Annotated in this window: 15 protein-coding genes; 11 read left to right on the top strand and 4 right to left on the bottom strand. The window is 41.7% G+C overall.

All coding sequences use genetic code 11. From position 1 onward, the window contains the following. The first annotated feature begins 60 nt into the window (after nucleotides 1-60). The 5 genes from ctaD to LOZ80_RS26885 all read left to right on the top strand — a co-directional run bounded on the left by ctaD (nucleotide 61) and on the right by LOZ80_RS26885 (nucleotide 4,239). Nucleotides 61-1,893, top strand: coding sequence for a cytochrome c oxidase subunit I (gene ctaD / locus LOZ80_RS26905; RefSeq protein ID WP_443147084.1), 1,833 nt, complete (start codon nucleotides 61-63; stop codon nucleotides 1,891-1,893). After that, nucleotides 1,890-2,504, top strand: coding sequence for a cytochrome (ubi)quinol oxidase subunit III (locus LOZ80_RS26900; RefSeq protein WP_238167544.1), 615 nt, complete (start codon nucleotides 1,890-1,892; stop codon nucleotides 2,502-2,504). The genes ctaD and LOZ80_RS26900 overlap by 4 nt, the downstream gene beginning before the upstream one ends. A gap of 1 nt (nucleotide 2,505) precedes the next feature. Beyond that, complete coding sequence (locus tag LOZ80_RS26895) at nucleotides 2,506-2,820, top strand: cytochrome C oxidase subunit IV family protein (RefSeq protein ID WP_189014599.1); 315 nt, start codon at nucleotides 2,506-2,508, stop codon at nucleotides 2,818-2,820. A gap of 88 nt (nucleotides 2,821-2,908) precedes the next feature. Further along, nucleotides 2,909-3,766, top strand: a complete 858-nt coding sequence (locus tag LOZ80_RS26890; protein WP_238167543.1) for a cytochrome c oxidase assembly protein — start codon at nucleotides 2,909-2,911, stop codon at nucleotides 3,764-3,766. A gap of 17 nt (nucleotides 3,767-3,783) precedes the next feature. Then, nucleotides 3,784-4,239 (top strand): DUF420 domain-containing protein, encoded by a 456-nt coding sequence (locus LOZ80_RS26885; protein ID WP_189014603.1) that lies wholly within the window; start codon nucleotides 3,784-3,786, stop codon nucleotides 4,237-4,239. 75 nt (nucleotides 4,240-4,314) lie between these two features. Here LOZ80_RS26885 and LOZ80_RS26880 read toward each other — a convergent pair whose 3' ends face one another. After that, nucleotides 4,315-5,370 carry a hypothetical protein gene (locus LOZ80_RS26880; RefSeq protein ID WP_238167542.1) on the bottom strand — a complete coding sequence of 352 codons (1,056 nt, stop codon included), beginning with the start codon at nucleotides 5,368-5,370 and terminating at the stop codon, nucleotides 4,315-4,317. Beyond that, nucleotides 5,360-5,935, bottom strand: coding sequence for a sigma-70 family RNA polymerase sigma factor (locus tag LOZ80_RS26875; RefSeq protein WP_238167541.1), 576 nt, complete (start codon nucleotides 5,933-5,935; stop codon nucleotides 5,360-5,362). The genes LOZ80_RS26880 and LOZ80_RS26875 overlap by 11 nt, the downstream gene beginning before the upstream one ends. 250 nt (nucleotides 5,936-6,185) lie before the next feature. Between LOZ80_RS26875 and LOZ80_RS26870 the strand changes: the two genes are divergently transcribed. The 6 genes from LOZ80_RS26870 (at nucleotide 6,186) to LOZ80_RS26845 (ending at nucleotide 10,579) form a co-directional block, all read left to right on the top strand. Then, nucleotides 6,186-6,548, top strand: coding sequence for an ArsR/SmtB family transcription factor (locus tag LOZ80_RS26870; RefSeq protein WP_189014740.1), 363 nt, complete (start codon nucleotides 6,186-6,188; stop codon nucleotides 6,546-6,548). A gap of 15 nt (nucleotides 6,549-6,563) precedes the next feature. Beyond that, nucleotides 6,564-7,016 carry a BlaI/MecI/CopY family transcriptional regulator gene (locus LOZ80_RS26865; RefSeq protein ID WP_238167540.1) on the top strand — a complete coding sequence of 151 codons (453 nt, stop codon included), beginning with the start codon at nucleotides 6,564-6,566 and terminating at the stop codon, nucleotides 7,014-7,016. Beyond that, a complete protein-coding gene (locus LOZ80_RS26860; RefSeq protein WP_238167539.1) occupies nucleotides 6,994-7,857 on the top strand; it encodes a M56 family metallopeptidase in 864 nt (287 codons plus the stop codon). Before LOZ80_RS26865 ends, LOZ80_RS26860 begins: the two co-directional genes overlap by 23 nt. A gap of 185 nt (nucleotides 7,858-8,042) precedes the next feature. Then, on the top strand, nucleotides 8,043-8,846 hold the full coding sequence (locus LOZ80_RS26855) for a cytochrome c oxidase assembly protein (protein WP_238173128.1): 804 nt from the start codon (nucleotides 8,043-8,045) through the stop codon (nucleotides 8,844-8,846). 35 nt (nucleotides 8,847-8,881) lie between these two features. Then, nucleotides 8,882-9,496: a copper resistance CopC family protein gene (locus LOZ80_RS26850; RefSeq protein ID WP_238167538.1), complete on the top strand. Its 615-nt coding sequence runs from the start codon at nucleotides 8,882-8,884 to the stop codon at nucleotides 9,494-9,496. Then, nucleotides 9,497-10,579, top strand: coding sequence for a copper resistance D family protein (locus tag LOZ80_RS26845; protein ID WP_238167537.1), 1,083 nt, complete (start codon nucleotides 9,497-9,499; stop codon nucleotides 10,577-10,579). Between the two features lie 11 nt (nucleotides 10,580-10,590). Here LOZ80_RS26845 and LOZ80_RS26840 read toward each other — a convergent pair whose 3' ends face one another. Beyond that, nucleotides 10,591-11,682: a copper resistance D family protein gene (locus LOZ80_RS26840; RefSeq protein WP_238167536.1), complete on the bottom strand. Its 1,092-nt coding sequence runs from the start codon at nucleotides 11,680-11,682 to the stop codon at nucleotides 10,591-10,593. 44 nt (nucleotides 11,683-11,726) lie between these two features. Continuing rightward, nucleotides 11,727-13,874: a heavy metal translocating P-type ATPase gene (locus LOZ80_RS26835; protein ID WP_238167535.1), complete on the bottom strand. Its 2,148-nt coding sequence runs from the start codon at nucleotides 13,872-13,874 to the stop codon at nucleotides 11,727-11,729. Between the last annotated feature and the right edge of the window lie 328 nt (nucleotides 13,875-14,202).

Here is a 14,202-nt window from a genome sequence, read left to right as displayed (position 1 = left end):
GTAAAGGAGGTTAATACGTTGGCACACGCACATCCAGTAAAAAAACACCACACCGGATTGATGGATTGGCTCACAACAGTCGATCATAAGAAAATCGGGATCCTGTACTTACTAGCGGGCGGTTTCTTCTTCCTCGTAGGGGGACTTGAAGCTATCCTGATCCGGATTCAGCTTGCATTCCCAGATCAACACATTTTCATCGGAGATTCATTCAACCAATTAACAACGATGCACGGAACAACGATGATTTTCTTTGCGGCTATGCCGGTTATCTTCGCTTTCATGAATGCCATCGTTCCTCTACAAATTGGTGCTAGGGACGTTGCCTTCCCATTCGTTAACTCTCTTGGTTTCTGGCTGTTCTTCGCGGGCGGCATACTGATGAACACAAGTTGGTTCTTGGGTGGCGCACCGGATGCAGGGTGGACGGGATACGCTCCATTATCCACCATTCTGGACACCGGCTGGGGTCAGACGATAGAGAACAATTTGCAGGGTACTGATTTCTATGTCCTTGGTTTGCAAATTGCCGGTATCGGTACATTAATCGGGGGGATTAACTTCCTGGTTACGATTATTAACATGCGTGCACCTGGTCTTACATATATGCGTTTGCCAATGTTCACTTGGACAGCTTTCATCACTTCCGGTTTGATCGTTCTTGCATTTCCTGCAATTACGGTTGCGCTTGTTGAACTCATGTTTGACCGTGTTTTCGGTGGTGCATTCTTCGATGCAGCCCGTGGCGGCAACAACGTATTATGGGAGCATTTATTCTGGATTTTCGGGCATCCCGAAGTTTATATCTTGATTCTTCCAGCTTTCGGTATCATCTCAGAGATCGTTTCTACGTTCTCCAAAAAACGTCTTTTCGGTTACAGCTCCATGGTTTTCGCTACTGTGCTGATCGGATTCTTGGGCTTCATGGTTTGGGTCCATCATATGTTTACAGCAGGTTTAGGTCCTGTTGCTAACTCCATCTTCGCGATTGCGACAATGGCGATTGCTGTACCGACAGGTGTGAAAATCTTTAACTGGTTGTTCACGCTCTGGGGCGGTCAAATTCGTTTCACAACAGCGAATATTTTCGCTACAGCATTTATTCCGACTTTCGTAATGGGTGGTACAACTGGGGTTATGCTGGCGATTCCAGCAGCTGACTTTCAGTATCATGACACTTACTTTGTCGTAGCTCACTTTCACTATGTTATCGTTGGTGGTCTAGTCCTTGGTTTGTTCGCAGGTCTGTACTACTGGTGGCCAAAAATGTTTGGTCGCATGCTGGGTGAAGGTCTGGGTAAATTGCATTTCTGGTTATTCTTCATCGGTTTCCATCTGACATTCTTCCCGCAGCATTTCTTGGGATTAATGGGAATGCCGCGTCGTGTCTTTACGTACCAGCCTGGACACGATCTTGAAGTAGGTAACTTAGTTTCCACTGTAGGTGCATTCTTGATGGGTATCGGTACTTTGGTATTCCTGATCAACATTATTGCTACACAAAGAAAACCAAAAACGGCTCTTGCAGATCCATGGGATGGCCGTACATTGGAATGGGCGATTCCTTCACCTGCACCAGAATATAACTTCAAACAAACGCCGCTTGTTCGCGGATTAGATGCACTTTGGAAAGAAAAAATGGCAGGAAACAAAGAGATGACGCCAGCAGAACCTGTAGGTTCGATTCACATGCCGTCCGCATCGATCTTGCCGCTAGTGATGTCCGTTGGCTTGTTCATTGCAGGTTTTGGTTTCATGTACAAAAACTACTATGTAGCTGCCGCGGGAATTATCGTTACATTTATTGCCATGTTCTTGCGTTCCGTATATGACGACCACGGTTGGCATATTGAGCCGGAAGAACTGGAAGATGACAAGGGGGGAAGGGCATGAGTACTCATCACACGGGCGCACTGCCTGCTAATCCGGAAACGGCTACCCTCGAAGGGAAGAATAAGGTCCTTGGTTTCTGGCTATTCCTTGGTGCCGAAGTTGTTTTATTCGGTTGTCTATTCGCAACGTACATTGCCCTTAGGAACTCTGTTCCTGATGGCCCAACAGCTCAAGAAATATTCAAACTCAAAACAGTTGGTTGGTCTACGTTCATCCTCTTAACAAGTAGTTTGACAAGTGTATTCGCCATTATCGCGATGCATAGAAATAAACTAGGTCAATTGTTAGGCTGGTTAGTTGTTACGGTTTTGTTTGGTCTTTCGTTCTTGGGTCTTGAGATTTATGAGTTTGTTGAATATGTGCACGAAGGTCACAAGTTCACGACAAGTGCTTTCTCGACTTCCTTCTATACGTTGGTTGGGTTCCACGGAGCTCACGTAGCGTTCGGTATTTGCTGGATCACTTTGTTGGTTCTGCAAGGCTTGAAAAAAGGGTTGACCATTGTTACTGCACCTAAGTTTTATGTTGCCGCACTATATTGGCACTTTATTGACTTAGTGTGGGTATTTATCTTCACAGTCGTTTATCTGATGGGGAAGGTGGGTCAATAAGATGAGCAGCAATACTCATGATACATCTGCACCTAAACGTGTTAAGCATGAATCACCCTTGAACCATTACTTGTCTTACATCGTCTCGATTCTACTCACGATGCTGGCATTCGCTGTCGTGCTTTACGGAGATCTGGATCGTTCGTTTATCTTAATCTTTATCGTTACTTTGGGTATCGTTCAAGCAGTTATCCAGTTGTTATTCTGGATGCATGCCAAAGAAAGAGGACACTTATTCCCGCTGATATTCATCGCGGGAGGAGCTTTCGTAGCACTGACCTGTGTTATTATGGCCGTATATTGGGTGTGGTGGTAAGTAATCAGGAAGAGGCAACTTTGTCTAGACAAAGTGCCTCCTCTTTTTTTACCAGGAGTCTACCGTTGGAAGGAGATAGCGTACACGTATGAACCAAATTGGCGGATTTTTCGAGATGTGGAATCCTGTTTTACTGTTGGTGGTCGTTGTTGTCGGATATGTTTATCGTCGCTTTGTCGCTAAAGGAAATGGGAAGTCTGCAGAGGTCGAGCCGGTTACGGTCGTACAGCAGCTCACTTTTTACTCCGGACTTGTACTTTTTTACATAGGTCAGGGTAGTCCGATCAACTATATTGGTCATCATTATTTGTTCAGTATGCATATGCTGCAGCAAACAGTGCTTTACCTGATTGTCCCGATCTGTATCTGGTTGGGGACTCCAGCCTGGGTATTGCGGCCTCTGATGAGGAACGTTGTGTTCCGCGGCTTGTTCTCCTTCTTTTCCAGGCCGTTGATTGCTCTTTTCTTGTTCAATATGCTCTTTTCGATTTATCATATGCCACTGGTTATGGATAATTTAATGCGAAATGATCTGGCGCTGCTAGGTTACCATTCGGTACTTCTATTTACGGCCTTCATGATGTGGTTCCCTGTTTTTTGTCCAATTCCGGAGCTCAACAGCTTGAATGATCTCAAGAAGATGGCTTATATTTTTGGGAATGGCATTCTGCTCACGCCTGCCTGTGCCCTCATCATTTTCGCCGATTCCGTCATTTATGATATGTATGCGAATGTAACCGTTCCTTTTGCACATTTGTCTCCACTAGACGATCAGCAATTAGGCGGCGTTATTATGAAGATCATCCAAGAGATCGTTTATGGCGCGACACTGGCTTATATCTTTTTTAGATGGTACCGCAGAGAACGTAAGGAAGATGCTGAGTTGGAAGCGTTAGAGAATCAAGAGGGCATGAATAATCAAGGCGGGAATTGGAATCGCGCTTAGAGAAAGGATTTAGGATGATGCACATACTACCTACGATTTCTACGATGTTTATCGTCATCAGTGCTATATTTGTCGGTTTCGGCTGGTACCATATTGTCAAAGGGCACCGTGAAACACATCAAAAGTTGATGGTTTTCGGCGCTATCTTTGCACTGGCATTCTTCATCATATATATGTCACGCACGTTATTTGAAGGAAACACGGCATTCGGCGGACCTGAAAGTTTGAAGCTGCCTTATCATTTGTTCCTGTTTTTCCATATAACCTTAGCGACAATTGGTGGGGTACTTGGACTGGTGACGCTATGGTTTGCTTATAAAAAGAAATTTTTGAAGCACAAGAAAATAGGGCGAGTCGCAGCTATTGTATGGTTGCTGACAGCGCCAACGGGCGTGTTGGTTTACATTTTGTTATATATCATGTATCCAGGCGGCACGACGAAGCCCGTGATTGATGCCATTTTTGGATTGTAAAAGAGGAAATAACGAGGTTGCAACCTAATTCTATGGGTTGCAACCTTTTTGGATTTTATTTATGACGGGGGCATGTTATTTCTTCGATGTTGTTTCAGTTTTGTATTCAATAATTTGTAATACTTTTGGTTCAATTTCTTTTAACATTTGTTCATTTGAATGATTGTTTTTAAGAACATCACCCTTATTTTCACCTTGAATTTGTCCATCAACCTGTGTTTTTGCAATGACATCAATCACTTGTTGTTTAGAGACATTTTTAGATGCTGCAATCTCCACAACAGATTTACCTTTTGCTAATTCTTCTTTTAATTCTGTTGGGCTAATTTTTAGTAAAGCAAACAGTTTGGCATCATTTAAAAAGGCATCAGCAAAATAATCAGGCTTGCCATTTGTAGTGAATAAACCTTCTACTTTAACGTTTGAAGGTGTAGTCTTACCACCGATTAGAGAAACACTGATTGTATTGCCTTGAACAAATACCTGGTAGAATGGTGTTTTTGCTCCCTTTTTGGTGTAATTCAATATAAACGTTTTTTGATCAGGGTTGTCCATTTGCTGCATAGCAAACTCGTACTCTTTGATATTGCCATACATTTTATCAATGAGATAATCCACCTTTGCCTTGATTTCCTGATTGGTTAAAGTAATGAGCGGCTTCACCTGTGGCTCCCAATTCTCTTGATTCACGTGTTCAATCTCACCAGAAATAGCGTTTGTATGAAGGGTAAACTTTTTGCCGGTTCCTCCCTTTTCCTGCAGTATGATGCTTGTTTGGACACCTTGAACGCTGCTCGCTTCGATAATCTCAAACGATTTTGTTTCGGGAAATGCGCTATACAGCTTTGCGAGTGTTGCTTTGCCAACTTCATCGACCTTGACTTGCTCAGCAGTCATTGGTGTTCTAGTAAGTATTTCAATCAAAGTAGGGGCCGCGAAGGCTGCGGTTGGAATCAAAAGCGCAGCAGCAACTATTCCACCAATTAATCGTTTTTTCATGGTTGTTTCGCTCCTTTTTCGATGCAAATAGTGAGAATAGGATTGTTCTATTCGTTTGGAAATGGCCGGAGGGCACTCCATAGTTTCTGCCTCTTTATGCAGATGTTCAGAGATTCTGCGTTCAATAGTCATTGATCTTTTCCATCCTTTCCGGGAGGAGATTCCCCGAGTTTTTTCGAAGCGCCTGGAGGCTAGCATGATATCTGGACTTGACTGTACCCAGCGGAATATCGAGCAATGTCGCAATTTCCTCAAGCGTATAGTCGTGAAAAAAGCGGAAGATAATCACTGCTCGCTGTTTGTCGGTCAGTTTTCGTATTGACTGCGATATCATTTGATTCGTCTCATCCATCAAAGCAGTAGGTGGATCCCAATAAGACTCTTCCCGAGAGAAGGCACAGATGCGTTCAAAAATTCGGAATCTCCTCCAGCTCTTGACCCGAAATCTCTGCACTTGACGAATTACCAAGCCGTGCAGCCAGAAGTGGAAAGGACGGTTCGTATCGTAGTTAGCAAGTGAGGTCCACATTTGCATATAGATCTCATTCATAACATCTTCCCGATCCTGTTGATGATCCACTAGAAAGGAGACAGTCCGGTAGATGTCCTGATAGGTGGCATCATACATCGTATGAAACGCCTGTTGATCACCATCTTTCATTTTTATAAGTAATTGGTACATATAGTCATTTTGCATTCAGAGGGCCCTCCTGAGTAAGCAGCTTACACACTATATTGTCTCTCTATCAAAAAAAGGTTCGATTTTTTAGGATATATTTTTCATGCATACGATATGGCTGTCAAAAATTTTCCTAAAAGGCTCAGAGCGTCTATACTGGAGTAGTAGTGCCAATGATGGTGGGAGTAAAAAAAAATGTTTTCTGTTATAATGAAAAGTAAATCGTAAGAATTATCATCAGAAAGCGAGCGCGACTATGGAAGAAATCATGTCAAAACCTGTACAAGATCAATGTGAAGATACTTGTAATGGAACTTCAAATATTGATGTATTGAAAGAACAAATGTTAGCAGATCAAACGGTTACAGGATTAACAGAAGTATTCAAGGCGCTTGGGGATCCCACAAGACTCAAAATCATTTACACCTTGTTGAATAAAGAACTCTGTGTTCACGATATCGCTCAAGTCCTAGAAATGGGCCAATCCGCTATTTCCCATCAGTTGAGATACCTTCGTAATCTGAGGATCGTTAAACGGCGTAAAGTTGGAAAGACAGTATTTTACTCACTAGATGATGGTCATATCGAGCAAATTTTCGTACAGATGCTTCAGCATGTGAAACACGATTAAAGGGGAAATAAGGTCATGAAAAGAATGGGCTATCGCATGGAGGAGGAAGGTGTAAACCGTTTTCTGGGCTCACTGGAATCTTTGATCATGGAGCTGATGTGGGAGTCAGGAGACTGGATGAATGTTCAGCAACTACGCGAGAGTTTAAAGTCTGAACAGGTTTACTCCGTAAACACAATCATGACGGTTTTAAATAGACTGTTTGATAAAGGGATACTGGATAAGCAAGCAGCTGGAAGAGGGCGGAATAAACTTGCCCATTTTAAGGTTATGGTGTCCAGAGAAGATTTTATCATGGAACAAACCAGAAATGTTACGGAAGGACTCATCAAAGATTTCGGCGAAGTTGTCGTTGCACATATGATGGATGTTGTGGAAGAGCTTGACCCCGATCTTTTGAGAAAAGTAGAACAGATGCTGCAAGAGGCCAAAATGAGGAATAGCGATGACAACACTAAATCAAGCTAATAAGACATTCACTCTTTACTCGATCGTAGTATTTGCCTTATTTTTTTTATTGATACGGGCCTTATTTCATCATATACAAGATGTTAGTTGGATGCCTAATTTGCTGCAGTTTACGAGTGATATTTGGTTTGATTTCAGATACGGTCATGCAATAGGGGAATCCTTGTTAGTGTTAGTAGCTTTATTTACTTTTGTGTCCCTTATGATATACGGAATAAAGGATATGTACCGTCAATACCAATGGAATCGATTTATTAAACATCAGTTAAGCAAGGACCTTACTAAACTTTTGAATCTAAAATATGCAGAATTGCATTTTCCGATCTCAGTGCTTCATGATGCGGAGCTGTTCGCTTTAACTTCAGGTATAATTAATCCTCGGATAATTATTTCAAGCGGTCTTGTAAAATCACTCTCAGATAATGAATTGAAAGCTGTACTTTTACATGAAACTTATCACGGAATTCATTATCACCCAGTGAAAAAATGGTTTCTGAGGCGTTTATCGCATGTGATGATGTACGTCCCAATGTTAAAAGGATTAACGGCCTATTACTCGATTTGGATAGAGCTTCTGGCAGACCGCTATGCCATAGAGCAAATGAGAGATAAGACATATTTTGCCTCAGCCTTAGTGAAAATGATTAATCATGCCCAAAGCAGCACAAGGATGTTACCTATGACAGCTGATTTTGGGAAAACGGCAGTCAATTATCGTTTGAAGCAAGTATTAGATTTACAAGAGCAATTAGATGTAGCGTATTGTTCAAAGAAGGCGTTGTGGTCATCAATAGCAGTGGGAATCCTCTTCACATCAATCGTATTATTTAGCTGTAGTTAAATGCGAGGATATATGTTCAGGTTCGGAAATTTTCTGGAGGCTAATATAGCCTCTTTTTTTGTTCTCAAATTATTGAACATATTAGCACATATTCATTTATCGTGTTGACAATAGTAGCACTGTATTTTAAAGTTAAAAACGATGCTTTGTAGTTTTTTAGGGGGAAGAGGTGTGACGGATTGGAAATGAGCAGCATGATGTCAATATTACATGGTTGGGAACTAAAAACTTGGATTATTGCCTTAATTGTCATAGTCAGCTATTTGCTCTTAACGGGGCACTATTATGCAAACTTTAAAGAGGGTATGCGGGTTTCTTCGAAGCAAAAATTCTATTTTATTGTTGGGATTATAACCGGGGGATTAGCACTTGGAAGTCCGATAAGCATGCTTGCGCATCACATGTTTAGTGCACATATGCTTCAGCAATCTATTCTTTATTTTGTAGTTCCGCCATTGTTATGGATGGGAATTCCAACTTGGTTGTTCCGAGCTATGTGTTCCGAAAAAATAAGAAAATTGGTTCTTCCTGTAATGACGAATGCTTTAGTATCGGTTGTGGTTTTCAATGTTCTGCTGTCTTTTTATCATTTTCCAATCATTTATGATGTCATTATGTCAGGCGAACATCCCATGGTTATGTACATATCTCACGTCATTTTATTTTTTTCGGCAATGCTGATGTGGTTTGCTGTAACATGTCCAGAGCCTGAACTGGATCGTTTGAATCATTTGAAAAAGATCGGCTATGTTGTACTGAATGGCTTACTGTTATATCCAGCCTGCGCGCTGATGATTTTTGCTGATGATCTCATCTATAGCAGCACAAAGGAAGCTCATCAAATTTTTAGTTTTTTAACGCCATTGGCTGACCAACAATTGGGAGGCATTATTATGAAGATCTTTCAGGAAGGAGCTTTTGCTGTTGCAATAGGTGGCATAATTTTCAGTTGGTACCGGATCGAGCGCAGTGAGGAAACTGAGGAGTAGTGAAAAATTAAATTTATTGGAGGCAAGGAAAACCTATGTCTATTATTCATGGAAATAAGTTGTTTATAAAATTACTAATGATAAGTGTTTTGCTTCTCAGTTTAACTATGATGGTTTCCAGAAACGCCTTTGCTCATACTGGACTTGAAAGTTCAAATCCCAAAGCAGGCATAGAAGTTACAGATGAGCTGAAAGAAATTACGCTTACTTTTGAAGGCAAGCTTGAGAATTTAAGTACTTTCAAGTTGTTCGATACTAACAAGCAGGAAGTAAAATTAGCTAATGTTACGCTGAAAGAAAAGGTAATGACGAGACAACTGAATCAACCACTGGCAAACGGCAGTTATGAGGTTCAATGGACGATTGTCGGTGAGGATGGACACCCCATTCAAGGGAAGTATTCCTTTAGTGTGAAAAGGGCAGAAGTGAAACAGCCTCAAACCGAATTGATAGTTACTCCTATGCCATCAGTGTCAGTTCAGCCTTCTAACTCACCCTCACCTTCAAATGCGCCAACAACAAAAGAGGAGTCGCAACCTGAGCCAGCGAAAGCTAAACCGGCATCAAATAATTATTTGATTTGGGTCGGTATCGGGGCAGTAATGATTATCGCACTTGTTGCACTGATGATTGCTAGGAGGAAAAAGTAGTTGATTTACATTTTTTCTGAGGCGCTGCTCTATGTTTGTTTTGCCATATTAACAGGTGTAAGTGTGCTTGCTCTTGTTCCAGAAAATAAAAAACCACGGTATCGTGTTTCAGACAATGCATTGACGTGGGTTATAACCGGGATTGTTGCATTATCTTCGTTGCAGATTATCAAGCTCATTATTTTCTATAATGTAAATCTTGATTACGAGCTTTCGTATCTTATTTTTACAGTTCTAGGTGACTACAATGTAGGAAAGGCTTGGTTTATTACAGTCATTACGGCTATGGCTATGTTATATTTTTTGGGATTAAAGCCGAATTCTAAAGTACTAAGATATAAGTGGATGGCCATCCCGATATTAACAGCTATTCAACTCATCACATTCGGATATGCCAGTCATTCGGCTTCGATCTATGGATGGGCTGGGTTTGCAGCACATACGGTTCATTTTATCAGTGCAATGGTTTGGATTGGGGTTATGCTGGTTATTGGCTGGTGCACGTCTGAACTACGAAATTGGACAGCATTCCTCAGGTGGTTCACACCTCTAGCCATTGTGTGTGTAATAGTTGCAATCTTGGCGGGGTTACTTCTAATGAGCAGACTTTCTCCGCAGTATGTAGGCTCATGGATTACGTCTTACGGACAAGCAATGCTTATTAAGCACTTATTAATTGTTCCAATTATTGCAGTGGCATTTATTAATTCGTTCTTGCTGCGTAAAGAGTCTGTTAAGACCTTGTCATGGCTTAGGGTAGAAAGTATAGTTGTTATCTTATTGCTGGCAGTAACAGCGTTTATGGGGCAGCAAGCGCCCCCTCACGATGATGTTAATGAATTACTTGAAGAAGGATCACCTTCTGCCTTGTTTATGTTTATTACTGGTTATGATTTGAACCGTGGGATAGACCTTAATATCGTTCCTAACGCAATTAGTTTGAGCCTTACAGCCGCGGCTTTCCTTTCACTAATTGCTGGTTTGTTGTGGGCTTGGAGAAAACAGAGACTATTGTGGCCGTTTGTTGCGGCGTTGCTTTTTGTTAGTTTTGGATATATGGCTCTGATGGTTGCTGTAGTCTAGCTGCTACTTGTTTATATGACACTTACCATGATTGCCGCATAGGTGACTACTGCAAGAATCAGACCCATACAGATGACACTCAGGGACGCTTTCTGTCTTTTGATAAATACGATGAGCATCGTAGCTGCCAGTAGGGCGGCCAGAAGTATGAGAGCAATACTCCATGCATTAACGCCGACTTTAACGATAAAATCAGCGGGGAGTTGATTAAAACTTGTGAATAAACGGGATGGTTGGGTTAGTTTTATTGTGTTTGCGATACTTAGTTCATGAGGCGGATTTTGTTGTCCCATTACTGATGTAGCCGACAGAACAAAAATGGCCATAATACTTTCAACTCGCAGCCAAGGCTTTGGGTCGTAGTTTGGATAGGATAAGAATTTGCGCTTTGTTAGGAATCCATTCATAAAGGCGATAACTAATAGCGGAATAATCAATACATGTTTGATTAGCAAGGTTTGACCATACGTTATCATCCAGGCATTCAGATACTCAGGCACAATAAATTTCATTAGAATTAGTCCTGCCACCATGGTTACGGAAACACAAATCCATGCAACCGGGCTAAACCATTTGAAAAAAGTCTGCCAATGCTGCTGATCTTTCGAGAACCAAGCAACACTTATCAAGATGCCTATCCAAACAGAGACAGCAAGAAAGTGAGAGCTGTGAGTAAGAAATCCTTTTATGGCAAAGTTGGATGCACAATGACTTGCCCAGCCAAAAGCTCCAATCAGCCCTACAGTGAAAATTAAGCCGATTATATCCACTAAAGGCTCTTTCTTGGAACCGCGCAGTATACGAATAAAAATGACGGCAAAAGAGAAAAAGAGCGTATATAACCATGCATGCCCCATTTTAAAATCGAGAAGAACGCCTTTACCTATAACCCAATAGCTTTCCCCAAAGTCCTTTGCAAAAAAGTCAATGATCTTAAACACAGGTGCAAAAGATAAGAGCGCAATGCCAGCTGTGCATAAAATGATCAACCAATTCGGTATTTCGATTGAGGGACGTTTATCTGGAGGGATTAGACTTAGGATTTGCGCTCCAGTGATGATGCAAAAGCAGATGTATAACAGGGTTTCCGTTACATAAATCATCGAATAGTCGTTCTCCTATATGCCCGTTTTTAAAACAGTATTGTTTATGATTTTTTTTGTATCAGTATCGTGAGACTGACTAGTGTAACAAAGATAGTTGCTCCCATATCAGACAAAATAGCAATCCATAATGTAAGCAATCCAGGAATCGTAAGCAGCAGAGCAATAAGTTTTAATCCAAGTGCGACTGAGATGTTAAAACGGATGATGGAATTAACTCTTTTTGCGATAGATACAGCTTCAGGCAGTTTGCCCAAATGATCCTGCATGAGCACGATATCCGCAGTTTCAATGGCGCTGTCAGTTCCTTTCCCCATCGCGATGCCAAGCTGAGCGGATGCCAGGGCAGGGGCATCGTTGATGCCATCGCCAATCATCGCAACACGGCCAGTTGTCGCTAACTCTTTAATTTTATTTACTTTATCTTCGGGGAGAAGGCCGCCATAATAGGCTGTCACACCTACCAAGTTGGCTACTTTCTCGGCAGTCTTTTGATGATCGCCAGTTAGCATAACGGTACGTTTGATACCTGCTCTATGCAGTTCTTCGATGACAGATTTACTTTCCTCCCGGATTTCATCGCTTATTCCGAACATGCCGAGAACTCGCTGAGTATCGGCCACTAAGACAAGTGTCAGCCCTTGCTCTTTAAGGTCGTTAATTTGCTTTTGAATGTCAGCAGACAGTTCAATATGCTCCATATTTTTTTCATTGCCTAGCCAGTATTGATTTCCATGAATACGAGCTTCGACACCACGGCCAGAAACGGTTTGGATGTCATCAGGTGCTGGAACATCCATCGTACTTTCGTTAACTTTCTTCATGATTGCTTTGGCTAGAGGGTGTGAGGAGGATTTCTCGATGGATGCCGCGACCATAAGGAACCGTTCTTCGTCAAACACAATGGTTTGTTCAACATGCGGCTCGCCTTTGGTTAAAGTGCCTGTTTTATCAAAAGCAAGCGTGTCGATTTTACCTAGTTGTTCTAGAAACACGCCGCCTTTTATCAAAATACCGTTGCGTGCATTTCGGGTAATACCCGAGACGATGGCAATTGGAGAAGATAGAATAAGAGCACATGGACAGCCTACAATTAAGACGGCTAAGCCTTGATAAACCCATTTACTCCAGTCACCACCAAGTAAAAGGGGGGGAATTAAAATGACAAGGGCAGATACAGCCATAATAATCGGGGTATAATATTTTGCGAACTTATTGATAAACAGTTCCGTAGGTGTTTTTGTTTCTTGTGCTTCTTCAACAAGATGCAATATTTTAGCCAATGATGAATCCTTATATGCCTTATCTACAGTAACATGAAGTACACCTTCGTTATTAATGCTCCCTCCAAAAACGGGTTCTCCTGTGGACTTTTCAACCGGTAATGATTCTCCTGTAATAGCAGCTTCATTGACCGAGCTTTTTCCAGCTGTTACCGTACCATCGGACGGGATTTTCTCGCCTGGCTTTACGATGACTAAGTCGCCAACCTTTAAAGAGGCAATGGGAACAACGGACTCAATTCCGTTGTTCAATATATGGGCTTCTTTTGGCGCTACTTTGAGCAACGTCTCCATGGACCGGCGTGCTTTTTCCATGCCTAGCCCCTCCAGCAATTCATTCAGACCGAAGAGAATGGCTACAAGCGTGGCTTCTTTCCAATCACCAATCGAAACAGCGCCAATAAGGGCAATCGTCATTAGCGTATCAATATTAAACCGGAACGCGAATAAGTTTTTAAGCCCCTTTAGAAAAGTTGAGTATCCGCTTAATAGGATGGCAATTACATACATGCTGATCTGTAGAGTAGCGTTTAATTGATTGCCGAAAATAAAAGCAGCGGCGTAAATAACAGCTGAAACAATGAGAAGTATCATTATTTTTTTGGAACTGCCGTGCTCGTGACTATGTGTATGCCCATCACCATGATCGTGACCATGACCATGATCATGATGCTTGTGAGAGCCGCTATGATCATGATCGTGAGAATGATCATGAGTACGATCAATAAAAGCATTATCTGATTTAAGAATTCGCTCTACATCTGGGAAAGAGACACGTGAATCAAGCTTTAACTTTCCAGAATTGTAACTAAGTGTTGCAGTTTCACCGTATGCCAGTTTTTTGATCTGCTGTTCTAGCCCCATCGCACAATTACCGCAAGAAAGGCCCTTTACGCGATATTCATTCATTAGTCAAACCTTCTTTCATGAATATATGAGTACATATTCATATAATATGCCGATTTGATAATTATGTCAAACGCGTCTGATAAGCTTTATCTTGCACCCGTCATTCTCAAAACCTCCCCTTTATAGTGGCTCACCAGTAACTATATCTAGAAAAGATTGAACTTAGTATGACTCGAATGGGCCATATGGTGCGTTGATCTTGTCTAACACATGAAAATTTTTGAATGCGTCTCAAACATTCTGTGGTCTTATCACAAGATAAACCGCGAAGTTGGCGGGAATAAGCACATATAGCTCATATAGCTTGCCGATTCATCGTATGATCACT

This window comes from Paenibacillus sp. HWE-109 (genome assembly GCF_022163125.1).
Lineage (GTDB): Bacteria > Bacillota > Bacilli > Paenibacillales > NBRC-103111 > Paenibacillus_E.
This window is presented reverse-complemented; position numbering and strand designations above follow the sequence as displayed.

What these genes read in the sequence shown, in the direction of transcription:
- LOZ80_RS26885 (WP_189014603.1), top strand. Translation starts at nt 3,784, where the DNA reads ATGCACATACTACCTACGATTTCTACGATGTTTATCGTCATCAGTGCT.
- LOZ80_RS26875 (WP_238167541.1), bottom strand. Translation starts at nt 5,935, where the DNA reads ATGCAAAATGACTATATGTACCAATTACTTATAAAAATGAAAGATGGT.
- LOZ80_RS26870 (WP_189014740.1), top strand. Translation starts at nt 6,186, where the DNA reads ATGTCAAAACCTGTACAAGATCAATGTGAAGATACTTGTAATGGAACT.
- LOZ80_RS26880 (WP_238167542.1), bottom strand. Translation starts at nt 5,370, where the DNA reads ATGACTATTGAACGCAGAATCTCTGAACATCTGCATAAAGAGGCAGAA.
- LOZ80_RS26895 (WP_189014599.1), top strand. Translation starts at nt 2,506, where the DNA reads ATGAGCAGCAATACTCATGATACATCTGCACCTAAACGTGTTAAGCAT.
- LOZ80_RS26890 (WP_238167543.1), top strand. Translation starts at nt 2,909, where the DNA reads ATGAACCAAATTGGCGGATTTTTCGAGATGTGGAATCCTGTTTTACTG.
- ctaD (WP_443147084.1), top strand. Translation starts at nt 61, where the DNA reads ATGGATTGGCTCACAACAGTCGATCATAAGAAAATCGGGATCCTGTAC.
- LOZ80_RS26850 (WP_238167538.1), top strand. Translation starts at nt 8,882, where the DNA reads ATGTCTATTATTCATGGAAATAAGTTGTTTATAAAATTACTAATGATA.
- LOZ80_RS26900 (WP_238167544.1), top strand. Translation starts at nt 1,890, where the DNA reads ATGAGTACTCATCACACGGGCGCACTGCCTGCTAATCCGGAAACGGCT.
- LOZ80_RS26835 (WP_238167535.1), bottom strand. Translation starts at nt 13,874, where the DNA reads ATGAATGAATATCGCGTAAAGGGCCTTTCTTGCGGTAATTGTGCGATG.
- LOZ80_RS26865 (WP_238167540.1), top strand. Translation starts at nt 6,564, where the DNA reads ATGAAAAGAATGGGCTATCGCATGGAGGAGGAAGGTGTAAACCGTTTT.
- LOZ80_RS26860 (WP_238167539.1), top strand. Translation starts at nt 6,994, where the DNA reads ATGACAACACTAAATCAAGCTAATAAGACATTCACTCTTTACTCGATC.
- LOZ80_RS26840 (WP_238167536.1), bottom strand. Translation starts at nt 11,682, where the DNA reads ATGATTTATGTAACGGAAACCCTGTTATACATCTGCTTTTGCATCATC.
- LOZ80_RS26855 (WP_238173128.1), top strand. Translation starts at nt 8,043, where the DNA reads ATGAGCAGCATGATGTCAATATTACATGGTTGGGAACTAAAAACTTGG.